This window comes from Embleya sp. NPDC005575, from assembly GCF_040605455.1.
In the GTDB taxonomy this organism is placed as follows: Bacteria; Actinomycetota; Actinomycetes; order Streptomycetales; family Streptomycetaceae; genus Embleya.
The window spans coordinates 48,238-74,736 of record NZ_JBEXCV010000025.1; the positions used below are offsets into that span (position 1 = coordinate 48,238).

19 protein-coding genes and 1 pseudogene are annotated in these 26,499 nt (G+C 70.7%); 12 read left to right on the forward strand and 8 right to left on the reverse strand.

All coding sequences use genetic code 11. The annotated features are described in order from the left end of the window. Positions 1-49 precede the first annotated feature (49 nt). The gene (locus tag ABZS54_RS11665) at positions 50-1,282 is read left to right on the forward strand and encodes a PLP-dependent aspartate aminotransferase family protein (RefSeq protein ID WP_355533683.1); all 1,233 of its coding nucleotides are present in this window, start codon (positions 50-52) and stop codon (positions 1,280-1,282) included. A 396-nt stretch (positions 1,283-1,678) separates the two neighbouring features. After that, entirely contained in the window at positions 1,679-2,671 is a 993-nt protein-coding gene (locus ABZS54_RS11670) for a transporter substrate-binding domain-containing protein (protein WP_355533720.1), read from the forward strand. A 251-nt stretch (positions 2,672-2,922) separates the two neighbouring features. On the opposite strand, the pseudogene ABZS54_RS11675 reads toward ABZS54_RS11670, so the two are convergent. Both ABZS54_RS11675 and ABZS54_RS11680 read right to left on the reverse strand, forming a co-directional pair. Then, positions 2,923-3,015, reverse strand: a pseudogene (locus ABZS54_RS11675) (LuxR C-terminal-related transcriptional regulator); the annotation flags it as partial. 131 nt (positions 3,016-3,146) lie between these two features. Continuing rightward, a complete protein-coding gene (locus ABZS54_RS11680) occupies positions 3,147-3,584 on the reverse strand; it encodes a MarR family winged helix-turn-helix transcriptional regulator (protein ID WP_355533685.1) in 438 nt (145 codons plus the stop codon). A gap of 145 nt (positions 3,585-3,729) precedes the next feature. On the opposite strand from ABZS54_RS11680, the gene ABZS54_RS11685 reads away from it, so the two are divergent. Beyond that, entirely contained in the window at positions 3,730-4,146 is a 417-nt protein-coding gene (locus tag ABZS54_RS11685) for a cupin domain-containing protein (protein WP_355533687.1), read from the forward strand. A gap of 357 nt (positions 4,147-4,503) precedes the next feature. Here the strand turns inward: ABZS54_RS11685 and ABZS54_RS11690 are convergent, their stop codons facing one another. Both ABZS54_RS11690 and ABZS54_RS11695 read right to left on the reverse strand, forming a co-directional pair. Then, the gene (locus ABZS54_RS11690; RefSeq protein WP_355533689.1) at positions 4,504-5,307 is read right to left on the reverse strand and encodes an ADP-ribosylglycohydrolase family protein; all 804 of its coding nucleotides are present in this window, start codon (positions 5,305-5,307) and stop codon (positions 4,504-4,506) included. 356 nt (positions 5,308-5,663) lie between these two features. Next, complete coding sequence (locus tag ABZS54_RS11695) at positions 5,664-5,969, reverse strand: hypothetical protein (RefSeq protein ID WP_355533690.1); 306 nt, start codon at positions 5,967-5,969, stop codon at positions 5,664-5,666. A 1,217-nt stretch (positions 5,970-7,186) separates the two neighbouring features. Between ABZS54_RS11695 and ABZS54_RS11700 the strand changes: the two genes are divergently transcribed. The 4 genes from ABZS54_RS11700 to ABZS54_RS11715 all read left to right on the forward strand — a co-directional run bounded on the left by ABZS54_RS11700 (position 7,187) and on the right by ABZS54_RS11715 (position 12,506). Continuing rightward, positions 7,187-7,723, forward strand: coding sequence for a DUF6643 family protein (locus tag ABZS54_RS11700; protein ID WP_355533692.1), 537 nt, complete (start codon positions 7,187-7,189; stop codon positions 7,721-7,723). Between the two features lie 151 nt (positions 7,724-7,874). Continuing rightward, positions 7,875-8,687 (forward strand): MOSC N-terminal beta barrel domain-containing protein, encoded by an 813-nt coding sequence (locus tag ABZS54_RS11705; protein WP_355533694.1) that lies wholly within the window; start codon positions 7,875-7,877, stop codon positions 8,685-8,687. 1,396 nt (positions 8,688-10,083) lie between these two features. Further along, complete coding sequence (gene ugpC, locus ABZS54_RS11710) at positions 10,084-11,181, forward strand: sn-glycerol-3-phosphate ABC transporter ATP-binding protein UgpC (protein WP_355533696.1); 1,098 nt, start codon at positions 10,084-10,086, stop codon at positions 11,179-11,181. 734 nt (positions 11,182-11,915) lie between these two features. Next, positions 11,916-12,506: an SUKH-4 family immunity protein gene (locus ABZS54_RS11715; RefSeq protein WP_355533698.1), complete on the forward strand. Its 591-nt coding sequence runs from the start codon at positions 11,916-11,918 to the stop codon at positions 12,504-12,506. Between the two features lie 820 nt (positions 12,507-13,326). Here ABZS54_RS11715 and ABZS54_RS11720 read toward each other — a convergent pair. Both ABZS54_RS11720 and ABZS54_RS11725 read right to left on the reverse strand, forming a co-directional pair. Further along, positions 13,327-16,857, reverse strand: coding sequence for a helix-hairpin-helix domain-containing protein (locus ABZS54_RS11720; RefSeq protein WP_355533700.1), 3,531 nt, complete (start codon positions 16,855-16,857; stop codon positions 13,327-13,329). Between the two features lie 759 nt (positions 16,858-17,616). Then, positions 17,617-18,597: an aldo/keto reductase gene (locus ABZS54_RS11725; protein WP_020551207.1), complete on the reverse strand. Its 981-nt coding sequence runs from the start codon at positions 18,595-18,597 to the stop codon at positions 17,617-17,619. A 358-nt stretch (positions 18,598-18,955) separates the two neighbouring features. Here ABZS54_RS11725 and ABZS54_RS11730 point away from each other — a divergent pair, with 358 nt between their 5' ends. Beyond that, positions 18,956-20,005, forward strand: a complete 1,050-nt coding sequence (locus ABZS54_RS11730; RefSeq protein ID WP_355533702.1) for an LLM class F420-dependent oxidoreductase — start codon at positions 18,956-18,958, stop codon at positions 20,003-20,005. 304 nt (positions 20,006-20,309) lie between these two features. On the opposite strand, the gene ABZS54_RS11735 is transcribed toward ABZS54_RS11730, so the two are convergent. Further along, positions 20,310-20,933, reverse strand: a complete 624-nt coding sequence (locus tag ABZS54_RS11735; protein ID WP_355533704.1) for a hypothetical protein — start codon at positions 20,931-20,933, stop codon at positions 20,310-20,312. Between the two features lie 309 nt (positions 20,934-21,242). After that, positions 21,243-22,217 carry a magnesium/cobalt transporter CorA gene (gene corA / locus ABZS54_RS11740; protein ID WP_355533706.1) on the reverse strand — a complete coding sequence of 325 codons (975 nt, stop codon included), beginning with the start codon at positions 22,215-22,217 and terminating at the stop codon, positions 21,243-21,245. A 230-nt stretch (positions 22,218-22,447) separates the two neighbouring features. On the opposite strand from corA, the gene ABZS54_RS11745 reads away from it, so the two are divergent. The 4 genes from ABZS54_RS11745 to mshC all read left to right on the forward strand — a co-directional run bounded on the left by ABZS54_RS11745 (position 22,448) and on the right by mshC (position 26,354). Then, entirely contained in the window at positions 22,448-23,173 is a 726-nt protein-coding gene (locus tag ABZS54_RS11745) for a histidine phosphatase family protein (RefSeq protein WP_355533708.1), read from the forward strand. Positions 23,174-23,529: 356 nt separating this feature from the next. After that, positions 23,530-24,099, forward strand: a complete 570-nt coding sequence (locus tag ABZS54_RS11750; protein WP_355533710.1) for a DUF3090 domain-containing protein — start codon at positions 23,530-23,532, stop codon at positions 24,097-24,099. Beyond that, complete coding sequence (locus tag ABZS54_RS11755) at positions 24,096-24,920, forward strand: SCO1664 family protein (protein ID WP_355533712.1); 825 nt, start codon at positions 24,096-24,098, stop codon at positions 24,918-24,920. Before ABZS54_RS11750 ends, ABZS54_RS11755 begins: the two co-directional genes overlap by 4 nt. A gap of 207 nt (positions 24,921-25,127) precedes the next feature. Next, on the forward strand, positions 25,128-26,354 hold the full coding sequence (gene mshC / locus ABZS54_RS11760; RefSeq protein WP_355533714.1) for a cysteine--1-D-myo-inosityl 2-amino-2-deoxy-alpha-D-glucopyranoside ligase: 1,227 nt from the start codon (positions 25,128-25,130) through the stop codon (positions 26,352-26,354). Positions 26,355-26,499 lie beyond the last annotated feature (145 nt).

Here is a 26,499-nt window from a genome sequence, read left to right on the forward strand (position 1 = left end):
TAGCTCGGGTGGCTCGGGTGGCTCCGGTGGCGGGGGTGGCGGGGGGCACATGTTCGAGACTCGTGCGGTGCATGCCGGTCGGGACGATCTCGCCGCCCTGGGTACACACGCCGTGCCGATCGATCTGTCCACCACCTATCCCCTGCCGGACCTGCCGGCCGCGGCGCTCGCGCTCGACGCATACGCGGAGGGGGAACTCCCCGACGGCTCACCGATCTACGGCCGATTGACCAATCCGACGGTGCGTCGTTTCGAGACCGCACTCGCGGAGTTGGAGGGGTGCGCCGACGCGGTCGCGTTCGCCAGTGGCATGGCGGCGGTCACCGCGTGCCTGCTCGCCGCCGCCGCACGTGGCCGGCGGCATGTGGTGGCGGTACGGCCGCTGTACGGCACCACGGACCACCTGCTCACCAGCGGGCTGCTCGGCACCGAGGTCACCTGGGTCGATCCGGACGGGGTGGCCGGGGCGTTGCGCCCGAACACCGGGCTGGTCATGGTCGAGACACCGGCCAATCCGACACTGGCCGAACTGGACCTGGCCGAGTTGGCCGCCCAGGCCGGAGACGTACCGCTGCTGGTGGACAACACGTTCGCAACACCGGTGTTGCAGCAACCCGCGAAGGCCGGCGCGCGGATGGTGCTGCACAGCGCGACCAAGTTCCTCGGCGGGCACGGCGACGTGATGGGCGGCGTGGTGGCCTGCGACCCGGAGACGGCCCAGGTCCTGCGGCAAATCCGATTCGCCACGGGGGCGTTGCTGCATCCGCTCGCGGGCTACCTGCTGCTGCGCGGCCTCGCGACGTTGCCGATCCGGGTCGCGAAGGCCTCCGCGTCGGCGGCGACGCTGGCCCGGCGACTGGCCGCCCATCCGGCGGTCGAGCAGGTGCACTATCCGAGCATCGGCGGCGCCCTGGTGGCCTTCGAGCCGACGGGCGACCCGATGGCACTGGTCGGCGCGCTCCGCTTGATCACGCCCGCGGTCAGCCTCGGCGGCACCGACACGCTGATCCAGCATCCGGCCTCGCTGACCCACCGCGTGATCGACGACGCCGCGCGTGACGAGGGCGCCATCGGGCCCAAATTGCTGCGCCTTTCGGTGGGGCTGGAGCACGAGGACGACCTGTGGGACGACCTGTCGACGGCTTTGGACCACGCTGCCGGGCGCGGTGCCGAGTGGGCGCGGGGTGCGAGGTCGGCGTTCGGGCGGGTGGAGACGCCGGGTGTGGAGGCGTCGGCCTCGGCGGTGACGCTTCGTCAGGAGCAGCCCTCGGCTCACGTTTGACGCACGGGCACACGGTGCGGGTGCGGGTGCGGGTGCGGGTGCGGGTAGTCGCACCCGCCCCCGCACCCGTATTCGCATGCCGAAGCCATCGCACAGTTGGAGCGAACCGTCGCCCGGTGCCCGAGGATCCCGGATGGAATCGGGGGACTACCCCCAGTGGTGGGCCGGTTCGTCGGGTAGCGTCCCGAGCAGGTCCGAACCGGCCGAGCCGAGCGGTGTTCCGCGCGCCGCCACCGGAGGTGACGCGTCATGCCCCCGCACGCAGTCCGACCGAACCGCCCGGCCCGCCGTCCGCTTCGCGATCCGTCCCGGCCGACAGCCGGCCGGCCGACCCCCAATGGCTTCCCTCCCCGCCGGCCGACGTGCCGCCGGGCGGCAGTCGGGCCGGTGCTGTCGATGTTGGTCGCGCTGCTCCTGCTGGCGTCCTGTACCTCCGCGACCTCCACCCCACGCTCCACAGCCTGGCCCACCGACCCCGTGCCGACCACCGACGTTCCGGGCGGCCGGGGCGGCCCGGGGGCGGCGAGCGACCCACCCGCCTCGTGCAGCAACCCGCTCGCGAGCCTGCGTCCCGGGTCGGGGCCACCACGCGCCGCCGACTATCCGAACGACGGCTCACTCGCGCGGATCCTGCGCCAGGGCTTTCTGACCATCGGTATCGACCAGAGCACCTACCCGTTCAGCTACGCCGACGTCGCCGACCACAATCGGCTCAAGGGCTTCGACATCGACCTCGTTCGGGAGATCGCCGCCGACCTGTTCGGCAGTACGGACGCGAGCCGGCTGCACTTCCGCGTCCTGCCCAACAACATCCGTGAACAGTCCGTCGCGAACGGCGACGTGGACATCGTCGCGAAGTCGGTCACCGTGAACTGCCGCCGCCGGGCGCTGGTCGACTTCAGCTCGGTCTACTACGAGTCGGGACAGCGCGTACTGGTCGTCCGCGACGGCCCGGCCGCAACCGCCGACCACGCCAAGGGCCTGATCGGCCTGCCTTCCGGAACCCGCGTCTGCACGGTCGGCAACACCACCGCCGCAGAGGCGGTGCGCGTGACGAAGGGCCTGGTCCCCGTCACCGGCGAAACCTGGGCGGACTGCCTCGTCCACATCCAACAGGGCCAAGCGGACGCATCGGTCGGCGACGACACCATCATGGCCGGCCTCCAGGCTCAGGACCGCTTCGTGCAATTGGTCGGCCCCAAGCTCACCCGCGAATCGTACGGCCTCGAAATCGCCAAGACCCACCCCGACTTGGTCCGCTTCGTCAATGCCTCGCTGGAACGCATCCGCCGAGACGGGACGTGGCAGCGGCTGTACGAGACGTATGTGGCCCGCTATATACCGGAATCCGGACCGGTGACGGCCCCGGATGCGGTGTATCTGGACTGAACGCGGCAACGACGGCGGACCGAATCATTGCGACGGTGACCGGACGACCGGTGCGCTGAAGCCGGACCGGGGCACGCGCGGTCGGCGGAGTGGAGTCGGGCCGACCGCCGGCCGAGCCCGAGCCCATCCGTGCGTCTGCGTCTACATCCACGACATCCACGTCTACGTCGAGGACGACATCCACGTCCACGTCCACCTCCACACCTACGTCGAGGACAGGTAGTCCCTCGGCACGACCAGTCCCGACTCGTAGCGGTGACGACCAGTTGCGGCCGATCTCGTGCGCCGAGCCTGGTCATGATGCGACTCACGTGCGTCTTCGCGGTGAGCGGACTCAGCCCGAGCAGCGTCCCGATCTCCGCCGGGGCTGGTGGGCCGGGGCCGAGCCGGTGGGTCGGACCTCATGGGTCGGGCATGGGCATGGCGCTTGGGCCCGGCACTTCAGCCGCCGCCCAAGCGCGGCCCGACCCGCCGGTCAGCCGCCGCCGAACCAAGCCGGCATGTCGAAGTGGAACGAATCCCCCGGCGTCATCGTCCGAAGGTCCTCCTCCAACGCACGCAGCCGTTCCGCGCCCAATGCCCCCGCCCACTTGGCACGCAAGTCCTCAAAGATCGCAGCCGACTTCGCCAGCGAATCCACCCCACGCGCGGTGAGCCGAACCACCTTGCGCCGCGCGTCGTTCGGATCCACACCCCGTTCGACGTAACCCAGCCGCTCCAAGCCGTCGATCGTCTTGCCCGCCGCCTGCTTCGAGACACCCAACAGGCGCCCGAGTTCCACCGCGGTGGTGCCGTGCGGCCCAATGGCCTGAAACACGAAGCCGTGCATGGGGCGCAGGTCGGGGTGGCCCTGCCGAGCGAGCTCGGCATGCACCTCGTCGATGAGTACCCGAAAGGCCATCAGCAGGCGCAACGGCAGCTCGAAACCCGGCGGGTCCTGGCCGGACCCGCCGGCGTTCGTTCCGACCGCAGACGAGTTTGTTGACATGGATAGACAACCTGGTTCACTATTTAGACAACGACGTTGTCGAAGTCCCGCAAGTCTAGGAGATCACCGCATGCCTGTCATCCGCAGCGCCGACGCCCGCATCACCACGACCCCCAACGGCGTCATCACCACCTACGCATCCCCCACCCAGGGCGGCACCAACGCAGCCCTGTGGCGAGTGGACATGACCCCGGCCACCTCGGCCCCGTACCACGCCTTCGAATCCGAACAAATCTGGACCATCCTCACCGGCGGCCTCACCGCCGACTTGGACGGCGAAAAGCTCACCGCAACCACCGGCGACACCCTCGTCTTCCCCGCCGACCTCCCCCGCCAAGTCCACGCGGACACCGAAACCGGCTTCAGTGCCATCGTCACCGCCCCCGCAGGGGCCCGCGCCTACAACCCCAACGACACAACCCCGCCCGGCACCTGCGACATAGCCCCCAAGGACGCCGAACGCATCCTCCCGCCCTGGATGATCTGACCCACCCCTCCACGCAACAGCCCACCCCACCGCCCCACCCGCCCTCGCTCCACCCGGCCGGCCGACGTCGGGGAACAGGCGGCGGGGGGCGAAGGCGGGGGCGCCCACCCGGCAAGTCAGCCAACGGACGGACAGCCGGCCGGCGGACAAGCGGCGGGGGCAGCGGGCAGCGGGCAGCGGGCAGCGGGCAGCGGGCCATCATCCTCGCAAGCCGCCGCTCGCGGGGATCCGGAGCGGTTGGGCGAAGTAGGCCGAGGTGAATCGGCAGCGCCGCCAACCCAATCAGCACCCCGGCGTCACGCCACTCGCAATCCGCTCCGTCCGCCCTGCCCCGCCCCGCAGACCGACCCCCAGCCCTCATCGCAGCGGCGAGTCCACCCGAGTCACCGCAAGCGTGCGCCGCGCCAACTCCACCAAGGCACACTGGTCTTGACCCGGCAGCCCGGTTCTGACCCGGGTCGCCGCAATCGATGGCCAAGCCGCGTCCGCGCCGTGCAGGATCCCGGCTATCGAACCCGCCACCGGCGCGGAGGTATGGATGTCCCACCCTCCCCGGACGGTCAAGCCGATCTGCCGACACGGGTCGCCGTCACCCCACAGCAACCCCGCCGCGACCAGGCAGGCGTTACCCAGCGCGTCCCGCCGGGAGCCGGTCCCGTACCGCTGATGCACCTCCGCAGCCGCCTGCTCCCAGGTGCGACCACGGGTGTAGGCGACCAGGACACCCTGAATCGCCCGCGACAACCGCGACTCGACCGGCAGATGCCGCAGCGAGACCCCGACCGCCTGCGCGGCATCGCGCGCCGTGAACGCCGCCGCCGCAAGGGCAGCGCTCCACATCGCCGCGTACAGCCCCTCCCCCACATGCGAAACAACCGCGTCCTTGCGAGCCAATCGCGCCGCCCGCCGGGGATCACCCGGTGCCACGTACCCGTACAGGTCCGCACGCGCCATCGCCTCGTCGGTCCCGCCGTGCGCAGTCTCCCGGGACGCCGTCGCCGGCGGCAGCGCACCGCTCAGCAGGGCCTGATAGGCGGCCTGCTCCGCCGCGCGCTGACGCAAGAACGGCAGGGTGAGCAGCCACAACGCCCCGACCTGCGCACTGGTGAAGCCCGGTCCGTACAGCTCCAACACCCGCAGGCTCAGTACCGACCGATCCATCGCATCGCTGCGATCCTCCGCCCGGGCGGCATCCGGCACGCTCGACCCATCCGGAATGCGGGCCGCCTCGTAGGCACCGAGGCAACGACCGATCCAGCCTCCGTGGATGCGATCCAGCAACGCCACGCCGGGCGGCGGTGGATCGATGGCACCGGCCGGCGGAAGCCCCTCATCCACAAGCCGATCGACGGCGTCGCCACGATCGTCGCGCAGCAGACCACCTCGACCGGGGCCACCCCGGCTCGGACCATCGCGCGTAAGACCATCCGGCGACAAACCGTCTCGCCCCGGACCATTCCGCCCCGGGCCGTCTCGCCCAGCCCGTCCAGGCCACCCTCGCTCGACGCGTTCTCGTGTCAGGGGCTCTCGCCGCTGACGGTCTCGGTCCAAGGAGTCTCGCCCCCGATGGTCTTGCCCAAGACGATCTTCATCGAAGCGCCCGCCGGCACGCGCACCATCGAGGCGCCCGCCGTCAAAACGCCCGCCACCAAGGCGATCTCGCCCCGGACGGCCTCGATCCGGGTATGCCTTGCCAAGAAGGTCTCGCTCCAGACCGTCGCGCCCTCGGCCATCCTCCGCGCGCTCGACTCGGGCCTGGTCATTCCGGGCGCCCCCGCCGAATCGACCATCACCCGCCGCACGTTCGCAGCCCACGCCGTCATCGACCACCTCGACTTGCTTCAGACGTGCGGACTCCAGACCGTCTCGGCGCCCATCGACCGAAGCCGGACCACCGTCACCGTTGCCAGTGTTCCCGCAACTCAAATCATCTTGCGCCAGACGATCGCGCCGCCCATCGCCTCGGTCGGCACCACCCGAAGCCAATACCTCATCGCCGGCCAAATCACCCTGCCTCAGTGGGATTTGCACACGCGCTTCCTCCATCGGACGATCACGCAACCCCAGGTCGTACCCCAGGCCGCCGCCGAGCCGGCCGTTGCCCACCCAATCGCCGCCTGCGAGATCGTCCTTCTTGAGATCTTCGCTTGCCGGCTCATCTTCGCCCGGATGATCCGAACGCCCGCGCCCGCGCCCGCACTCGCGCCCGCCCCCGCCGGCGCCCTGCCTGCGATCCACCCGCCCTCGATGCCCCGAACCCAAGTTGTCCGATTCCCGCCCGTCCCGGCCCGCCTCCGCCACGCGCGTCACCGCTCCTTCGCCGACCGACCCCGCCCCGAAACCGACCTTCGACGCACCGCCCACGCCCGACCCGAATCCGGCGCCCACACCGCCGCTCGCGTCCTGCCCACTCGGATCAGCCGGCCCGTGCACCCCACCCGGGCCATCCGACCCGACCGGCCCAACCAACCCGCCAACCGCGCCCCCGTCGTCACCCACCACGCGCGCCACTGCGCCGTCTTCCGCAGCCCGCGCCGCCGCTCCACTCCACCTATCGCCCCGCCGAAGACGAGCCCGTTCCCGACCCCGATCGCGCGCCCCATCGCGCGCCTGCCCCTCCACCCGCACCTGCGACGCCTGTGTCTGCGAGGCCTGCGCCTGCCCTTCGACGCGCCCGTCCTGCGCCTTCTGCGAATCGTGCCGCACTTGGTCCTCCCCGGCCGGGTGGGCAGGCCGGCACCCACCGGCGGGGCGACGCTGCCCGGGACGTTGGCGGATTCGACACCCGGAACCCGATCGCGACTCCGGGTGACGAAGCCCGCTCGTACCGCATCATGCTCCGGCCGATCAGGGAAAGGCCAGACGCCCGGGACAGCGGATTCGACCGAAATGTGACGCCCTATCACATGCCCTGCGCAGGCTGCGGAACTGCCCCGGTCCAGGCCATCGGCAAGCCTTGACGAAGTTCAGACACAACCCGCTGAAATTCGTCACGACCCAGGGGGTTCGCCGGCGCCGCAAATCGCGTACCTTATCAGCCATGACCTCGGCTCGCGCCTATGACGGCGGCATCTACTCGTCGTATTCGGAGACCCCGATCTACGACCGGCTCGTAGCCGAACGGGGTCGTCCGGAGATCGGCCCCCTAAACCTCCCCGTACCGGACTTCGCCATGCACCCGCTCTTCGGCGAACGACCGGCGCTCCCGGCCCTCCCCGCCCTGCCGTCCTCGTACTCGTCGCCCGCCCCGGCATACGGGTCCACGTACGGCTCGTCCGCCCCGGGCTACGGCTACAACGCGCCTGCCCCGATGCAGTCGCTGCCCGCTCCGCTGCCGGTTCCGGCGCAGTACGGCGGCGGCTCCCCGCAGTACGGAGGCGGCCAGTACAACAACGCGCCCATGTCCGGGTACGCGTCGATGGCCCCGGCCGCGCCGCAGGCACCCCAGCAGGCCGTGCACCAGGCACCGCAGCCCGGCGCCGGGCAGTACGCCGCGCAGTACGTACAGCCGCCGCAGGTACCGACACCGCGCGTGCCGAACATGGGCGAGCCGGGCCAGTTCCCGCCTCGCTACTGATCTCGCGCAGCCGTACGCCACCCCACGCGCCGCGCGCACGAGTCGAGTACCGAGTCGCACCACCCGCACGCAGTGCGGCAATGTCCCGAGCAGGACGGCGTCGCACCGATCCCCCGTCGGCTTCCCCGGGCCGGCGTGAAACAGTGAAGGCATGCGCCACCTCGCTTCCTTGCACATGTATCCGATCAAGTCCGCACGCGGAATAGACCTCTCCGAGGCCGTGGTCGAACCGTGGGGCCTTGCCGGCGACCGACGCTGGATGCTCGTGGACGAGGCCGGACGGTTCCTCAGTCAGCGCAAGCAGCCGTTGCTGGCGACCGTGACGGTACGTCAAGAGACGAACGGGCGACTGACCGTGCGGACGCCCTCGATGGACGAACTGTGGGTCGAGCCGACTGCCGACACACGGCTCGTCCCGGTGACCGTGTGGAACGACGAATTCGAGGCCGCCCTGGGCCCGGACGACGCGCACGCGTGGTTCGGAAAGCTGCTGGGCTTCGACGTCCGACTGGTACATCTCGACGACCCGACTCGACGAACGCCGGATCAGCGATACGCGGATGCGTCCGATCGGGTGAGCTTCGCGGACGGATTTCCGCTGTTGCTGACGACGACGGGTTCACTCGAATCATTGAACGCCGTCATGGATTCTCCACTGCCGATGAACCGTTTCCGCCCCAACGTCGTCATCGACGAGCCCGAGGGCTGGGCCGAGGATCGCTGGCGCCGAGTCCGCATCGGCGACGCCATCTTCCGCGTCGTCAAGCCGTGTTCGCGCTGCGTGATCACGACAACCGACCAACGGAGCGGCGAACGAGGCGCCGAGCCGCTCAGGGCCCTCGGCAAACACCGCCGATTCGGCAAGAAGCTGATCTTCGGCCAGAACCTGATCCCCGAACTCCCCTCGAACGGCACGGGCGTCCTCCGGGTAGGCGACCCCTTCGAGGTCCTCGAAACCACCTGACCGACCGACCAACCGACGCCCCCACCACCGGCGGCCGTCCCGAACCGCTACCGACGCACCTCCACATGCAACGGGCGGCTTCGCAGTCGTGCGATCCGTACGACGCGGCAAAGCCATCCGTTGAGTTGGATCGTTCGCCACACGAAACCGGAACGACCGTACGTAGACCGGGGTCGGTCCGTCGGCCCACGAAGCTGCCGATGGAGCTGGGCCGTTCGGCGTGCTCGGACGGGCACGGCCGTACGGCGAAGCCATCCGTGGGCGCTGGAAACCATCGGCGGAGGCGGCCCTTCCGGGGCCGCCGAACCAGGACGACCACATGGCCGGCCGATGCCTCAACGCGCGAAGTCGCCCGCGTCATCGAGCCGTTCGTCGAGAGGTCGGCCGCGTGGTCGTTCGACCGGAAGCACCCCGGACCGGCACGGCAGGCCAGGCTGAGGCGCCTCGGGCTCGGCATACCGAGCTGCGGCCGGCGCGGATCCCGCACGCCGTCACTCGCCCACGCCCGACCGTCACACCCGATCCGGCACCGCCGCATCCGCACCTGGCGCTTGCCCACTCGGCACGGACCGGGCCCCCGATCGCGGCGGGATCTGCGGCCGTTGGTCCAGTTGTTGGGCGTGCGGTGACTGAGCAGGTCGTGGGCTTCCTCTGCCCACGGACCAGCGGGCAACGGGCGGGCGAGCGGATGGGCCGGCGCGCGGGCCAACGGGCCGGCGGACCGACGAGCGGACGAGCGGACGGGCGCCTGGCCGACGGGCGCGCCGATGGCGGTCGAGCGGCGGGCGGGCGGTGACCGGATGGCGAGCGTTGGGCGTGTCCGTGGGATGGCGGCCGGCCGGCGACTGACAGCGGAGGAGCGGGCCGAGGAGTAGGCCGCGATCGAGTGGCGGCGGACCGAGGTGGGCATCTCACACCGATGGGGAGACCGCAGACCGCAGACAGCCGGGCGGCCGACGAGCATACGGACGACGGGCGGACCGCCGTATGGGCGGCAGTCGGATGGTGAACCTGGTGGACCGGACGGATTGGCACCCGGCCGGCGGCCGATCGGCCCGACCGACACCTGGGCAATGAGTACGCGGACACTCGGAACACGTACCGACAGTGACGAGCCAACCAGGCCGCACCCGAAAAAGTCGAACCCCGTGAGCCTGGCCGGCCCGCAGGTCCGCAGGCCCGCGGACGGAGTCGGCGTCCCGTCGCCTGTCGGGGGTCTCGGGGCCGCACGTGCGCAAAGGCGTTACGAGCGGCCGCTTGGCGCACGGGCTGTCACTCACGTGGGTGATATGTCCCGCGCGCCCCGATCCGGTGCCGCTCGGCGCCCGGCACGCTGATGCCCCCACTACCTCGGACCGTCCGGCACGTTCCTGCCGGGTGAGGGGACAACGACATCATGGCTACCGTCACCTTCGACCGGGCCACCCGCCGGTACACCAAGGGCGACAAGCCCGCCGTCGACCAACTTTCACTCGACATCGGCGACGGGGAATTCCTGGTACTGGTCGGCCCGTCCGGATCCGGCAAGAGCACCGCTCTGCGCATGCTCGCCGGTCTGGAGGACGTGAACTCCGGCACGATCCGCATCGGTGACCGCGACGTCACGAACCTTGAGCCCAAAGAACGCGACATCGCGATGGTGTTCCAGAACTACGCGCTCTATCCGCACATGACGGTGGCCGAGAACATGGCCTTCGCACTCAAGATCGCGCACCAATCGAAGGGCGAGATCACCCGCCGAGTCACCGAGGCAGCAAAAATCCTCGACCTGACCGAATTCCTCGATCGCAAACCGAAGGCCCTCTCCGGCGGTCAACGTCAGCGCGTTGCAATGGGTCGCGCAATCGTCCGCGAGCCCCGCGTATTCCTGATGGACGAGCCACTCTCCAACCTCGACGCCAAACTCCGTGTCCAGACCCGCATCCAAATCGCCGGGCTACAGCGGCGGTTGGGGACGACGACGGTCTATGTGACGCACGATCAGGTCGAGGCGATGACCATGGGCGACCGCGTCGCCGTACTCAAGGACGGCATCCTCCAGCAGGTCGCCACCCCGCGCCAGATGTACGAGCGGCCGATCAACGTATTCGTCGCCGGCTTCATCGGCTCACCGTCGATGAACCTGATCGACACGGAACTGACAGGGGACGGCATCCGCTTCGGCGACGTCCTGGTCCCACTCACCCGCGACGCGCACGAGACCACCCGAGCGGAGAACGCGGACCGGATCACGGTCGGCATCCGCCCCGAGCATCTGGAGGTCACGTCCGGCACGGATGCACGCGGGCTGGCCATCACGGTGGACGTGGTCGAGGAACTCGGCTCCGACGCCTACGTGTACGGCACCGCCCGGGTCGGGGATACACCCACCACCCTGGTCGTCCGCGTCGCCGGGAGCCGTGTCCCCCGCAAGGGCGATACCTTGCATCTCACGCCGCGCCCCGACGAGATCCACAAGTTTTCGACGTCCACCGGCGAACGCCTGGCCGACTGACGACCCAACACGCTCCCGGGTCCGCCTCCCCCAGCGCCCGAAGACCTGCGCTGTCACCCATAGGGGCAATCTGACGACGCCCACGCACACGCCCCAACGCACCACCGCTGCCCGCCAAACCGAGAGCACCGCTCTCGCGGGCTTGATCCCGACTCGGTCTCGGCTCAAAGCCAGATCCGGACTCGACCCGATCTCGGACCGGCCGAGACCCACCCAGCCCGCCCACCGAGAGCACTGCTCTCCGTCGCTGCGCCGCGCCCACCAGATATCGCCACATCTCGGCGCCTTAAGACACCGAGAGCACTGCTCTCGCGGGATTCCGGGCAGAAGTACCGTCCTGCACTCGAAGAGCAGTGCTCTCGCCCTCGGTCGGACGCCACCCAAATCGGCCCCCGCTCGCGAGAGCACCGCTCTCGATATCCGGCGTCGCCAGACCAATTGCCACGCCCGCGCAGCCGCGCACCCGTCCCCCGCCCCCGCCCCCGTCCCCGCCCGCAGCCGCAGCCCCACGTACCGGCGGACTTCGCGCGGCATCGCGAACTACAGCCGCCCGTCCGGCCTCTACGCGGCGTCACTTCACGCGTCGCCTCCCATTCCGTGCCCACGCATCACCCGCACCCGCCTCCCGGCCAAGCGTCGCCCGCCTGCCTGCCGCGCTGCCCCACCTGCAGCCGGCGCAACGACCGTGCGATTGACTGTGGTGCGAGAACGGAGCACAGGGGGTTCAGACACCGATGACGACAGCCAACCAAACGCCTCGGGTCCCGGATGCCGCATGGCTGGAAGCCCGGTTCGGCAGCGGTTCGCTCTGGCGGCCGAAGGAAGCCGACCTTCCCGAGGAACTGACCGACCGCGAGACTCGCAACTTCTTGACCACCACCGGCTTTCCCGCCGTCGCGATCGACCTCGTCGAGTTCGACTCCACGCACCTACGGGACGCCGACGAGCCGTACCTGTTCGACGCCGACGAACTGTACGGGCGCCGCTACCCCGACGACGACTCGCCGCCCGAGAACTTCTGCTTCACGATAGGCATCCACTTCGACCAGCAGTTGATGCTCGACACCGACCTCGGCCAGATCAACCACTACGATCCCTCCGGCTGGGACCACGGCGACGGCGACAAAGGCGTTGCCACCTCCTCGTTGCCGACGCTGGCCGTGCTCTTGGGCCTGGTCCTCGAACGGCGCGACGCCCTGGAAACCGACGACGACGGGATCCGTCACGCGGCAATCGCCGAACTCCGCGTACACATGGCCGCGATCGAACCCGAGGTGGATAACTCCCCGTTCTGGGACAGTGTGTTCGAGCACCTTGCGGCCTGACATCCACGGCAACCGCCGAGATATCACGGCGTCGACTCCCGAAGAACGCGTCGATGCCGCCAAGCGGACGGACTCGGGCGGGCTTACCCCGGACCGGACTCTGCACGAAGGTCCACGGGTCGTGGCAGGTGTGAACGGCGGCGATGCCCACAGTCGTCCCTTGAACGCAGGCGTGTGCCTCCCGTGAGAACGAACGGCCACAAGGGCTCGACGCAAGCAACATGGCGCCGCCCGACGGGGCTACCCATCCGCCCAACCCCGAGTCGAACAGTTGGGCCGCGCTCGACAGCCGATCGAGCCTTTCACCAAGCGGTCGTTCGCCGAGTACACGGGTTCAAGCATCGTGTTGCGAACGGCGTACCCGCACCGCGCCGAACCCCCGCACACCATCTCAATCTCAGCGGCAACCGCAACCGGCCGGGATCGAAGCGCGGGAAAGGCGGGCCCCGCGGCGGCGCCGGTCACGCTCGATGGTGGCAGTCGGGCCTGCTGTCACCCAACCGGCGGCCGGGAAACGGAACTCGGCAGCGGGCCCAATCCACGGGCGGCCGGGGCCATCGCGCCGGCTGGAGATCCCTGCCGCCCCCAGGGGGCGGCCATCCCGCAGGCGTACGACAAGTCAAGTCCCGCCCAAAGCCGACAGCTGCCGGCGAACAACGGCCCGACACGGACGCCCACGCACCTGGCGCAACAACACCCCAGGCAGGCACCAGAAAGTCGTGCCGAACCGGCACCGGGCGTCCTTCCCACCGAACTTCGGGCCGAAGCCGCGTCCGAGCCGGCGCTACGGCGGCCTCAAACGCGGCGTCCGGACCTCGGCTCAGTTCATCGCCTCGCGCATTGCCTGCTGGAGGTGGGTGGTTCGCCGGCGGGTCGGGTCGGCGGCAACCGCGGTGGCCAGGGCCGGGCCCGCTGCGTGGACGATCGAGACGTGGTGTTCGCCTCGGGTGACAAGCGTGTACATCAGGGCTCGGGTGTAGGCATCGGCGCCTTCGGAGGGGAGTACGACCACCGCTCCCGGGCGGCGGATGCCCAGGGATTGACGAGCCGTCAAGGCCCAGCCATGGCGCAGCTCAGCCCGGTGGATCGCTTCGGGGGCAGCGGCGCCGAAGGCCACCACGACTCGGCCGTCCGGGAGGGCGTCGCGAACAACTCCTTGAACCACACCGCTACTTGGGTCGGGCGTGGCCCGAATGACGCGGTCGCCGACGTCGATCGCTGCGGTCCCGCCGTGGTCTCGCCGAGCGGAACTCCCGTCTTCGGGGCCTGATTCGGGGCTCGGATTGAGCCTTGCCTTGAGCGCGACGTTCAGCGCGGTCGCACCGGCGGGGCCGGTGGCGAGGGGAGCTACCACCAGCACGTCCCGGGCCGCGATGCCGATCGCACGCGGAATCGAGTCGGCGACCAGTTGGGCACATCGGTGGGCGGCCTCCTCCCCGGTGCGGGCCGGGATCAGTACGGCACGGCGTTCCGGGTCCTGGATCGGGGGCAGCCGACCGTCACGAATCCCGTCGGCAAGTGCCTCCAGCGGGCCTTCGGGGACGGTCGGAGCGACCAGGGCGCGGATCGTACCGGTGGCCGCGAGATCGGTGAACACCCGTCCCGGTCCGGTCGATTCGAGGCCGGCTGGATCGCCGACGAGGAGGAGCCTGGCGCCGTCCGGTACTGCCTCGAAGATTGCGGCGGCAGCGGTGACGTCGAGGAGTGTCGCGTCGGTGACCACGAGGAGGTCGAGTTCGAGGGTGCCGTCCGGGCCGCGCTCCATCGCGGCGAGTTCCCGGAGTCCGACCGTGCCCGCACCGAGCCGGTCCCGGCCGTCGATGGTCGGCGCGACAACGGCTACGCGCAGGCCGGCCTCTCCGGCGTGCGCGGCGACGGTCAGGACTGCGGCCGGGGGTTCCTCGCCGGGGCCGGCGGCGTACAGCAGGACTCCGTTGGTGCTCAGCGCACGATCGAGCTTGGTGTCGCCGGTCTCCGGCCATGGTTCGACCGTCGACAGCAGCCGAACGACTGCTTCGGCAATGGCCTCCTCGGCGAGGGCATAGTCGTCGAGGGCGAGCAGGACACCGCCGACGGCGGCGAGTTCGTCGGGTTCTTCGACTTCGTCCTCGAAATCCGCCTCGAAGTCGTGGTCGGATTCCCCGACTTCGTCGACATCGCCGTTGTCCTCACTTGGTCCGGCCGGCGCGGCGGCGAAGGCCATCACGCAGCCCTCGGCGAGTATGGCCCGAAGCGCCGTGTCCGGATCACTCACCTCGAAGTGCGCGAGCGCGGCCCGCGCGGCATCGGCCTCGATCGCGGTATCACCCTGCCGGGCGGCCCGTCGCAGCAACCACAACACGATCGCGCGCACCCGTCGTCGGTCGTCGGCGGTCCAGCCGGCGCCGAGTGCTCCGCGTGCGAGCAGGTCGGCCTGTTGGGGTGCGATCCCGGGTACCGCGAGTAGCGTCCAGGGGTCTGCGGCCAACAGTTCCGCGGCCTCGCTTCCCAGGGCGGTGGCTACCTGAGGGGCCATGCGCTCGGGGGCGCCGGCGGCGGTCAGGAGCCGGGCGACATCCGCGACTACGGCGGCGAAGGGCCGCCGGGGCTGGTCGGGTGGCGTGGCTGACGGTACCGCGGACATCGCGGGCGTGGCCGGCGATACTTCCAGGCCGGGCCCCGTCCAACCGCCGCCGCCGGTCCCGGTGCCAATCCGCGGCGAAATCGGCGAACCCGGTGTGGCAGCGGCGTTGTCCGAGGCTGGGCCGACATGCGACTGCGCCCGGCCCGCGGCTTGACGCCGCTCTCCATTGAGAGCACCGCTCTCACTTTCCGCACCAGGCTCGGCATCGCGAGGAAGCACACCGCCGAGAGCACCGCTCTCGACATCCCGATCCGAGGACGTACCGGCGGCGATCGAGTCGACGCGCGCACCGCTCTCGCCAGCCACACCCTCCGACGTTGGCTCGGTGCCGGGCGAGACATCGAGAGCACCGCTCGCCGGATTTCGATTCGGCGACGTGCCGGCGGCCATCGAATCGGCGAGAGCACCGCTCTCGTTTGGCGCGCCCTCCGGCGTTGAGGCCGTCCCCGACGGGGCATCGAGAGCACTGCTCTCGACGTTCGGTTCAACTGATTCGTCTGCCCGATTCCGATCGGCGAGAGCAGTGCTCTCGGTTTCCGCGTGCGGCGCGCTGCCACCCGTCGTCGCCGCCGCCGAACTGGCGAGAGCAGGGCTCTCGGCATCCTGATTCGGCACTGCCTCGGATTCGGCGTCGCCGATTGCAGGCGACGTTGGGTTCGCGACCTCGGGAGCATCGAGAGCAGTGCTCTCGCTATCCGGATTCGGCGTTCCGAACGATTCGGTGTCGCTTGCCGAAGTCGACGTGGGGGTCGCGACGTCCTCAGTGGCGAGAGCACTGCTCTCGACACCCGGACCTGGTGCCGCAACCGACACGCCCTCTGCGTCTGCGGCCGATGTTGGGTCCGCGTCACCCGACGTGGCGAGAGCGGTGCTCTCGTTGGCTGCGCTTGGTGGCAGCTCGATGTCGAGTACGGGTCGGGAAGCGAGAGCGGCGCTCTCCTCGTGGGGCTCCGACTCGTGGGCGGCCGAGGCCTGGTTGGCCTCCCCCCGAGTGGCAGCTTCGGCGGCAAGGGCTGCCGCCGCTGCGGCTTCGGCGGCCTCGGCAGCCAGAGCCGTACGTCTGCGGGCACGCTCGGCGCCGTCGGGGCGAGGGGCGTCGATGTGGGCTACGCCGCCGACGACTGTCGGGGCTTCGCCACGCTCCAATCTCGCAAGTTGGTCGCGCAGGAGGGCCACCGGGTCGGGCTTTGGTCGGCTGTCGGGAACGCTGGTCGAACCGGCCTGCGCAAGCGAGGATGCGGGCTCGATGGTCCTTGATGTCCCCGCGGCCGCGGATCGACTCTCGCCCTCACCCCGAGGTCGGCCTTCGGATCGGCCTCGGGCCCCGGCCTCGACGCGGGCATCGCCCGAGACCCCGGATCCACCCTCGGGCCGGGCCCCGGCACGGGCTTCGCCTACGGCCTCGGGCCTGGCCTCCGTTGAGACCGCGACGCCGGCATCATCCGCGGGCCCGGAACCGTCTTCAGGCCGGGCCACGGTCGTGTTCTCGACCTGGGCTTCGCTTGAGCGCTCGGAATGAACCTCGGGGCCGGCTTCGACTCGGCCCTGGGCCCTCGTCGAGGCTGCGGATCCGTCCTCGGGCCCGCCCTCGGCGGTCGGGGCCCCGGATCGGTCCTCGCGGTCCTCGGGTCCGGCTTCGACTCGGGCCTTGCCAGGCGGCTCGGACGGGGACACGGCTCGGTCCTCGGCCGCGTCCTCGGCGCCGCCGTGCGAACCGTCGCCGTTCATGCCCACACCGTCCGCGTCACTCGCACTGTCAGTGCCATCCGCACCACTTGCGCCACTCGCTTCACCCACACTGTTCGCGCCACCCACACTGCCCGTACCACTCGTATCACCCACGCTGTCCACGCCACTCACCGCGCCGCCGGCATCATCCACTTCACCGGCGCCGCGCACACAACTCGCGCTACCCACAACATTCGCGCCGCCCACTCCACCGCGCCGCCGGCATCACCCGCTCCGGCCGCTCCGGCCACGCCGCCCATCCTGCTCGTGTTTTACCCATGCCGTTCGCGCCGCCGGCAGCACCCGCTCCGACCGCTGCACGCGCGTGGCCCGCAGTGCGCGCGCCGCCCACTCCACCTTCGCCGCCGCAGCAACAACCGACCTCGCCCGCTTCATCTGCGTCGCCGGCACCGCTCACTCCGCACTACATCCGCACTCCCCACCCTGCGGCGCCCACAGCACCCAGCCCCTGCGCTCGCGTTCCCCACCCGACCCGGATTGGTCCGTTCGAACACCCCGCGCGGCTCTGTCAAGCGCCGGCGTCGCCGGTCCCAGCGGGAAACGATCGTGCCAAATCGGCACGGCGCAACCGCTTGGCGCCTCCCGTCGCGTGAGCGCAACCGGCTCCGTCGGATCCCGGCTCGGCCCCGCCCAGGGCCCGACCTGCTCACCCGCACCCACCCACCACGCCGCGGCCTCACGCAGAGCGGCCGACTCACGTCGGCCGTCCCACCGCGCCCCGCCACGCCACCCCACCCCCTAAGCCTGGCTCCAAGTGTGGTCCGGGTAGCCCGTCATCGGTTGGGAGACGTCTTCGAGGGCGGAACGGATTTCGGTGGGGAGGACGACGGTTTCGGCGGCCAGGGAGGCGCGGAGTTGGGTGGCGTTGCGGGCGCCGACGATGGGGGCGACCACGCCGGGGCGGTCACGGACCCAGGCGAGGGCCACCTCGATGGGGGCGGCGCCCAAGCCGTCGGCGGCGGTGGCGAGGGCATCGACGATGCGGCGCGAGTGCTCGTCCAGGTAGGGGGCGACGAAGGGGCCCATATGGGCGGAGGCGCCGCGGGAGTCGGAGGGCATGGCGTGGCGGTACTTGCCGGTCAGGACGCCTCTGCCGAGCGGGGACCACGGGAGCAGGCCGACGCCCAGGTCGAGGGCGGCGGGCAGGACCTCGCGTTCGATGCCGCGTTGGAGCAGGGAGTACTCCATCTGGGTGCTGGCCACGACCACCCGGCCGGGAGCAGCGGATTGCCACGTGGCCGCCTTGGCGAGTTGCCAGCCGCAGAAGTTGGAGACGCCGACGTAGCGGGCCCGGCCGCTGGTGACCGCGAGGTCGAGTGCGTGCAGGGTCTCTTCCAGCGGCGTGGACGGGTCGTAGGCGTGAAGTTGCCACAGATCGACGTGGTCGGTGCCGAGGCGGGCCAGCGAGTGGTCGAGGGCCTGGAGCAGGTGTCCGCGCGAGCCGTCGAAGCGGCGTTCGCTGTACGGCACGCTCGCGGCCTTGGTCGCGATGACCAGTTCCGAGCGCGGGATGTACCCGTCCAGGAGTCGGCCGATCATGTACTCGGCCTCGCCGTCCGCGTACACGTCGGCGGTGTCCACGAGGTTGCCGCCGGCGTCCAGATATGCCTTCATCTGGTCGGCCGCGTCGTGCTCGTCCGTGTCTCGTCCCCACGTCATGGTGCCCAGGCCCATGCGGGAGACCCGCAGGCCGGTGCGGCCGAGATGTCGCTGCTCCATGGCACCGGAGACTAGTCGTTCCCTCCCCCGTGCCGGCGTTGGCGGGGCCGTTCGGCGGTACGCCGTCCGAGTAGGTTACCGACGGGTAGGTCACACGGTATGGTCGGCCGAGGCAGGCTGCTCGGCCCGCCCGGATCGACCGCCCACCCGGGCACCACGAACGACATCGAACACACGACGATTCACCCGACGATCAGGGCGACATCGCCACAAGTCACGGCGCAACACCGCACCACCACCGCAACACCGCAGCACCACAACACACCGCCACGCCGCACCACCCACACGCCACAACTCCGCACACCAGTCGAACCGTCTCGAACCGGTTCGAACCACGCCCAACAGGGGGTCCGCGAATATGCGACTCGGTATCAACCTCGGATACTTCGGTGCCGGCAACGACGCCGACAACCTGGCGGTGGCCCAGGAGGCCGACCGTCTCGGCTACGCGGTCTGCTGGGCCGCGGAGGCCTACGGATCGGACGCGGCCACGGTGCTGTCCTGGGTCGCCGCGCAGACCACGCGGATCGACGTCGGCTCGGCGATCTTCCAGATCCCGGCCCGGACGCCCACCATGACCGCGATGACCGCAGCAACGCTGGACGTGCTCTCCGGCGGCCGGTTCCGGCTCGGCCTGGGTGTGTCCGGGCCGCAGGTGTCCGAGGGCTGGTACGGGGTCAAGTTCGACAAACCGCTCGCGCGCACCCGCGAGTACGTCGAGGTGATCCGGAAGGCGATGCGCCGCGAGCGGGTCGACCACCAGGGCACCAACTGGACGCTGCCGCTGCCCGGCGGCCCGGGCAAGCCGCTCAAGCTCACCGTGCACCCGGTGCGTGAGCACATCCCGCTGTACATCGCGGCGGTGGGCCCGAAGAACCTCGAACTGACCGGCGAGATCGCCGACGGCTGGCTCGGCGTCTTCTACGCGCCGGAGCACGCCGAGGAATCGCTCGTACACGTCCGCGCGGGCCGGGAGAAGGCCGGTCTGGCGATGACCGACTTCGACGTCGTACCCACCGTTCCGCTCGTGGTCGGCGACGACCCCCGGCAGGCGGCCGACCAGGTGCGCGGTTACGCGGCGTTGTACGTGGGCGGGATGGGCAGCCGGGACCAGAACTTCTACAACCGGCTCGCGGTCCGGATGGGCTACGAAGCCGAAGCCAAGGAAATCCAGGACAAGTTCCTGGCCAAGGACTACGCGGGTGCCGGCGCGGCCGTCCCGTACGACTTCATCGACAAGACCAGCCTGCTCGGCGGCAAGGAACGGATCGCCGAGCGCATGCAGGCGTACGCCGACACGGGTGTGACGACGCTGACGATCGCGCCGAACGGCACCACCCTGGACGAACGGGTCGCCGCGCTCCGGATCGCCGCCGAGGCGCTGGAACTGTCCGGTACGGGGTCCTAGCAAGTCCGACGGCCCGGCCCCGACCGGACCCGACCGGCCGGCGCAGCCCGACCGAGGCCGGCCGACCCCACCGGGCCATCGCGGCTCGACCGAAGCCGTCGTACGGCGGCGGGTCCGCAATCCCGGGCCCGCCACCGACCGGCTCGCGCCGCCCCCCACTCACCCGAGTACGACGAGCGCCCCGCTCCCCCGAAGCCGGACAGTCCAGCCCATCCGAAGCCGGACGGTCCCACTCGGCCGAGTCACCCGAAGCAGGCGGCTCCACTCACCCGACGGCAAGCGCCCAGCCGCCCGACGACACCCGTCAGCGCGGTCCCGGCACCCGGGCCGCGATCACCTCGGCGAATTCGAGGAGGCGGCGGATCTGGCCCGGCCCACCGTCCTCAAGGGACTTGCTGAACCGGTATGCCTCCTGCCGGAAGCGCCCGGTGGACGTCCCGTCCTCACCGCGCACGGTGGCCACCTCCTGAAGCGTCGGCGTGGCCAAGAACACGAACGCACCGCGCAGTTGGCGTCGCCCGTCGTGGTCGGTGCCGACCAGTGTCCGTATCCCGACGTGCGACACCGAGCCCAGCGGAATCACCTGCACCGAGGAGTCCAACACGGTGCCGCCGGGGGCGGACGGGTCGGTCATGTCCTCGCTGTGCCACAGCACGAGCCGCCGGTCGTCGCAGACCGCGGCCTCCTGCCACACCGAGGTGCCGTTCGCGTTGATGTCCACGACCCGTTCGAGGGTGAATCCGCGTACCGGGCGCCGGCCGAGCACCGAGCCCAACGCCTCCAGCGCGACGTCCGGATGCAGCAGGTAGGACCGGACCGCGTCCTCCAGCTGGGTATGCGAGGACCAGTCGGCCCCGGCGGCTCCGGCCCCCGGAACCTGGGCCGGGCGCGTCCCCGATGTGCGCTGCCTGCCCGACTTGCCGAACATCCCCACCTGCTTCCGCCGCGTCTGTACAAGCAGAAGCCTACGAGAGTCCGGCGTGGGCGGCGTCAGGGTCCACCGCTTGATCGATCACGGAACGAAATCAGGCCGCGGCGGGGGAGTCCAGTGCATCCCCGCCACGGCCGGTACGTGGTTCAACGACCGTCCGCGACAAAGGACACGACAGGAGCAACGACAAGGGAACGGACACGACCCGAACGACAACGGCGAAGGCGCCACGACGGGCTCGCAACCCGCGACGACACCGACGACACCCCCGCCCCTCCCGATCGGAAGGTCGCGCCCACCCCGGCGCTACAACCACCCACTCCTGCGGAACATGCGATGCAGCACGATGCACGAGCACACCATCAGGGCGACCGCTCCCGGATAACCCCAGACCGATGCCAGTTCGGGCATGTGCTCGAAGTTCATGCCGTACACGCCGGCGATCATCGTCGGCACCGCGAAGATCGCCGCCCACGCGGAGATCTTGCGCATGTCCTCGTTCTGCCGGACACCCACCTGCGCCAGGTGCGCGCCGAGTACGTCGGACAACAGGCGATCGAAGGACTCGATCTGTTCGGTGACCCTGGTCACATGGTCGGCCACGTCGCGGAAGAACGGCCGCGTCTCCGCGGGTACGAAGGCGACGTCCGCCGTGGCCAGCTTGCGTATCGGCTCGATCAGCGGCAGCGCGGCGCGGCGGCATTCCAGGACCTCACGCTTGAGCAGGTAGATCCGCTCGGCGTCGTTCTCCCGGCTCGGCGAGAAGACCCGCGCCTCCAGTTCCTCCAGGTCGGTCTCCAATTCGCCCGCGATCGCGAGGTAGGCGTCCACGACGGCGTCGGCGACCGCGTACATCACCGCACCCGGACCGTGCTTGAGCAGCTCGGGCTGCTTCTCGACCCGACGCCGGACGGATTTCAGCTCCGCACCCGGCCCATGACGGACCGTCACCACGAACGAGTCGCCGACGAACATCATCAGCTCGCCGGTCTCCACGGAAGAGGTCTCGTCGTAGTAGTGCAGCGTCTTGAGCACGAGAAAGACGGAATCGTCGTACGTCTCCAGCTTGGGTCGCTGATGCGCGTGCAGCGCGTCCTCGACGGCGAGCGGGTGCAGCCCGAACTCGCTGGTGACCAGATCGAACTCGCTCGGCGTCGGCTCGTGCAGCCCGATCCACAGGAACGAGTCGCCGACCCGCCGGGCCTGGTCCAATGCATCCGAGAAGTCGGCGGGGCCCTGGGTCCGGCGGCCGTTGGCATAAATGGCGCAGTCGACGATCACCGGGCCATTTTGCCGGCTGCCCGAGGGCAGGGCCGCCGAGCCGCGAGGCGCACACTCGTGGGTGCCCGCTCGAAGGACGCTCTCGGAGGACCGCTCGGGGGCGCCCGCACAGCTGCGGCGGTACGAGCCGACCGGGGTCGCGGGACGCGGCGCGCCGAGCCCGCGCCGCCTCGGGTCACCACCCCCGACCGGCGGCGGTCCGTCCCGGGCCGGCGCATAGGCTTACGCCCATGACGACGGTGCTCTTTGTTCGGCACGGGCGGACCACGGCCAACTCCGCGGGAGTGCTCGCCGGTTGGACGCCGGAGGTGTTCCTGGACGAGCGCGGCGAGGAACAGGCCGCGGCACTCGGCAAGCGCATCGCCGAGGTCCCGCTCGCGGCCGTGGTGACCAGTCCGCTGGAGCGGTGCCGGCAGACCTCGGAGGCGGTGTTGACGGCCCGGCTCGGCACCGAGTTCACACTGGACGCCGGTGCGCAGCCGGACGAGCGGGTCGGCGAGTGTCGGTACGGCGACTGGACCGGGCAGGAGTTGAAGAAGCTCGCCGAGGATCCGCTCTGGAGGACCGTGCAGGTCCACCCGAGCGCGGTCACCTTCCCCGGTCCCGGCGGCGAGGCGCTGCGCACCACCCAGGCTCGGGCCGTGGACGCGGTGCGGGAATGGAACGAGCGGATCGCCGCCGAGCACGGTCCGGACGCGATGTATCTGGTCTGCTCGCACGGCGATGTGATCAAGGCTCTGGTCGCGGACGCGCTCGGGATGCATCTGGACCTGTTCCAGCGGATCCAGGTCGACCCGTGCTCGCTCACGGTGATCACGTACGGCGCGCATCGACCGAGCGTCGGCCGGCTCAACGACACCGGCGGTTCGGTGGCCGGCCTGTTGCCGGCGCCCGACGGGCGGCACGTGTCGGGGTCCGGTGACGCGGTGGTGGGCGGTGGAGCCGGCGCGCCGTAGGGTGCTTGGGAGGGCGTACTCCCCCCGCGCGCCCTCGCCGATTCCGACCGACGGGAACACCCGGGCAAGATCGAACCGAGCAGGAACGGGCAGGATCACCCGGGAACGTTCACCGGGAATACCGCCCCGGACCCGACGGATACAACCCGTGCACGACCCACACCGGGTCCGCGCCCGGCGCACATCCGCCGCACCACCGGCCCGACCGACCGACCGCCCGACCGCCCACCAACCCGACCGACCACCGTCGAGCACCGCTCGACCCGCCGACAGATCGCCCCGGCACCGCCGCCGGCATCGCCCCCGGCACCGCCACCCAGCCCCGTCCCGCTCTCGACAGAAACACGGAGCAGCTCGTGCCCCGCCAGGTCTTCCTGTACGACCCCCCGGAGCGGTTCGTCGCCGGCACCGTAGGTGAGCCCGGCCAGCGAACCTTCTTCCTCCAGGCGTCCGCCGCCGGCCGCGTGACCAGCGTCGCGCTGGAGAAGACCCAGGTGTCCGTCCTGGCCGAACGCGTCGACGAACTGCTCGACGAGTTGGTTCGTCGGACCGGCGGCGAGACCGCCGTGCCGGCCGTGACGCCGGCCGAACTTGAGGACGCCGGACCGTTGTTGCCCCCGATCCTGGAGGAGTTCCGGGTCGGCACGATGGCGCTCGCGTGGGACGCCGACGACGAGCGCCTCGTGGTCGAGGCGCAGGCCCAGGTGCCCGACGACGACTCTCCCGAGGACACCCTGCTCGGCGATGACGACGACGAGGACGGCCCGCCGCTGCTCCGCGTCCGGCTCACCGGCGGTCAGGCCCGGGCGTTCGCCAAGCGCGCGCTGCTCGTGGTGGCGGCGGGCCGGCCCGCCTGCCCGTTCTGTGGGCTGCCGATGGACCCGGAGGGCCACATCTGCCCGCGCGCCAACGGATACCGGCGTTGACCGACACGGTTCTCGACGCCGCGGCCGTCCCGGAGCTGTTGCGCCGGGGCGAGTTGGCGGTGCGGGCGCGCCTGGAGGATGCCTCCAACGCGACGCTGTACTGCGTGGCCACGCTGGACGGGGTGTCGCTGCCGTGCGTGTGGAAGCCGGTCGCGGGCGAGCGGCCGCTGTGGGACTTCCCGGACGGGACGCTGGCGGGACGCGAGGTGGCCGCCTACGAGGTCTCCGAGGCTCTCGGCTGGAACATCGTGCCGACGACCGTGTTCCGGGAGGGGCCCTACGGCGCGGGCATGTGCCAGCTGTGGATCGACCACACGCCGGCCGACGACGAACCCGAGCCGGTGGCGATCCTGCCCGCGGCGGACCCGGGCCCGGCCTGGAAGCCGATCGCGCACGTGGTCGTCCCGGACGAGCACGGCAAGGAGCAGCCCGCCCTGCTCGTGCACGCCGCCGCCGACGCACTGCACCGGATCGCCGTGTTCGACGCGGTGATCAACAACGCCGACCGCAAGGGCGGCCACCTGCTACCCGGTCCCGACGGCCACGTGTACGGGATCGACCACGGCGTCTGCTTCCATACCGAGGACAAGCTGCGCACGCTGCTGTGGGGCTGGGCCGGCGAGCCGCTGCCGGACGCCGCGCGTGCGGCGCTGACCTCGCTGGCGGCCGACTTGGCGGGGCCGCTCGGCATGCGACTGGGCGAGCTGATTACGCCGGACGAGGTGGCCGCGACCCGCGAACGGGTGAGAGTCCTGCTCACCGAGGACCGGCTCCCGAAACCGGACGGCCGCCGACACGTGATCCCCTGGCCGCCGATCTGAGCACGGCCGGAGGCAGGGCCGGCCCCACGCCCTGTCGAGCGGGACCGAGACCCCGACACCGTGCGGCCGATGCCGGGCACGGGCCGGTCCCGGCGGCAGGATTGGTAGCCGGTACCCGCAGCCCGGCGCGCCATTCGGCAAAGACGCCGAAATTGGTCCGCCAACCCTGGAAGATCTTCCGCCCCCGCGGACGTTAGTCTCATACGTATGTATGCCTGGCCTGCACCCGAGCTCCCCGTTCTCCCTGGTCAGGGTGCGTCCCTGCGCGTGCACGACAGCTCCGTGCGCGATCTTGTGACGATCACCCCGGGACCGGTCGCGCGGTTGTACGTGTGCGGCATCACCCCGTACGACGCGACCCATATGGGGCATGCCGCGACGTATGTCGCGTTCGACCTGCTTCAGCGAGTCTGGCGGGACGCCGGCCACGCAGTGGACTACGTGCAGAACGTCACCGACGTCGACGATCCGCTCCTGGAGCGGGCCGAGCGGGACGGCGTGGACTGGGTCGAGCTGGCGCAGCGCGAGACCGCGTTGTTCCGCGAGGACATGGCCTCGCTGCGGGTGCTTCCGCCGGCCAACTACATCGGCGTCGTCGAGGCGATCCCGCTGATCGTGCCGCTGATCGAGGACCTGCTCGCAAAGGACGCCGCCTACTCGGTGGACGGCGACATCTACTTCTCGATCGCGTCGGACGAGAGCTTCGGCGGCGTGTCCGGCTACACCGCCGCCCGGATGCTGGAGATCTTCGGCGAGCGCGGCGGCGACCCGGAGCGGGCGGGCAAGAAGGACCCGCTCGACCCGCTGCTGTGGCGCGCGGCCCGGCCCGGCGAACCGTCCTGGGACGCGTCCTTCGGCGCGGGTCGGCCCGGTTGGCACATCGAGTGTGTGGCGATCGCGCTCAAGTACCTGGGCATGGGCTTCGACGTGCAGGGCGGCGGCAGCGACCTGGCCTTCCCGCACCACGAGATGGGTGCCTCGCACGCGCACGTGGTCACCGGCGAGGTGCCGTACGCGAAGGCGTACGTGCACGCCGGCATGGTCGCCCTGGACGGCGAGAAGATGTCCAAGTCGCGCGGCAACCTGGTGTTCGTGTCCAAGCTGCGCCGTGAAGGCGTGGACCCGATGGCGATTCGCCTGGTGTTGCTGGCCCACCACTACCGCAGCGACTGGGAATGGACCGACGAGGTTCTGACGGACGCCCGGACGCGGCTTTCGACCTGGCGCGCGGCGGTCGGGCGCCCGGACGGGCCGGACACCACCGAACTGCTCGCCACGATCCGCGAACGCATGTCCGACGACCTGGACGCGCCCGGCGCATTGGCCGCGATGGACGCGTGGGCGGCCCGGCAACTCGCCGACGGCGGCGACGACATGTCCGCGCCGGGCGTGGCCTCACGTGCCCTGGACGCGATCCTCGGCGTGGCCCTCTGACCCGAGGGTCGCCCACCCCACGGCCGAACGCCGGGGCCGACTACCCGAGTAGCGAGCGTCCGAGTGGCGAGCGCCCCGGCAGCCGAGCACCCGAACCGCAATCGTCGCGAACGAACGCCCCGACCGGGCGATCCCGGTCGGGGCG

Coding starts and splice junctions, on each gene's coding strand:
- ABZS54_RS11665 (WP_355533683.1), top strand. CDS start 50: ATGTTCGAGACTCGTGCGGTGCATGCCGGTCGGGACGATCTCGCCGCC.
- ABZS54_RS11670 (WP_355533720.1), top strand. CDS start 1,679: ATGTTGGTCGCGCTGCTCCTGCTGGCGTCCTGTACCTCCGCGACCTCC.
- ABZS54_RS11685 (WP_355533687.1), top strand. CDS start 3,730: ATGCCTGTCATCCGCAGCGCCGACGCCCGCATCACCACGACCCCCAAC.
- ABZS54_RS11690 (WP_355533689.1), bottom strand. CDS start 5,307: ATGGATCGGTCGGTACTGAGCCTGCGGGTGTTGGAGCTGTACGGACCG.
- ABZS54_RS11695 (WP_355533690.1), bottom strand. CDS start 5,969: ATGACGGCGTGGGCTGCGAACGTGCGGCGGGTGATGGTCGATTCGGCG.
- ABZS54_RS11700 (WP_355533692.1), top strand. CDS start 7,187: ATGACCTCGGCTCGCGCCTATGACGGCGGCATCTACTCGTCGTATTCG.
- ABZS54_RS11705 (WP_355533694.1), top strand. CDS start 7,875: ATGCGCCACCTCGCTTCCTTGCACATGTATCCGATCAAGTCCGCACGC.
- ugpC (WP_355533696.1), top strand. CDS start 10,084: ATGGCTACCGTCACCTTCGACCGGGCCACCCGCCGGTACACCAAGGGC.
- ABZS54_RS11715 (WP_355533698.1), top strand. CDS start 11,916: ATGACGACAGCCAACCAAACGCCTCGGGTCCCGGATGCCGCATGGCTG.
- ABZS54_RS11720 (WP_355533700.1), bottom strand. CDS start 16,857: ATGAACGGCGACGGTTCGCACGGCGGCGCCGAGGACGCGGCCGAGGAC.
- ABZS54_RS11725 (WP_020551207.1), bottom strand. CDS start 18,597: ATGGAGCAGCGACATCTCGGCCGCACCGGCCTGCGGGTCTCCCGCATG.
- ABZS54_RS11730 (WP_355533702.1), top strand. CDS start 18,956: ATGCGACTCGGTATCAACCTCGGATACTTCGGTGCCGGCAACGACGCC.
- ABZS54_RS11735 (WP_355533704.1), bottom strand. CDS start 20,933: ATGTTCGGCAAGTCGGGCAGGCAGCGCACATCGGGGACGCGCCCGGCC.
- ABZS54_RS11745 (WP_355533708.1), top strand. CDS start 22,448: ATGACGACGGTGCTCTTTGTTCGGCACGGGCGGACCACGGCCAACTCC.
- mshC (WP_355533714.1), top strand. CDS start 25,128: ATGTATGCCTGGCCTGCACCCGAGCTCCCCGTTCTCCCTGGTCAGGGT.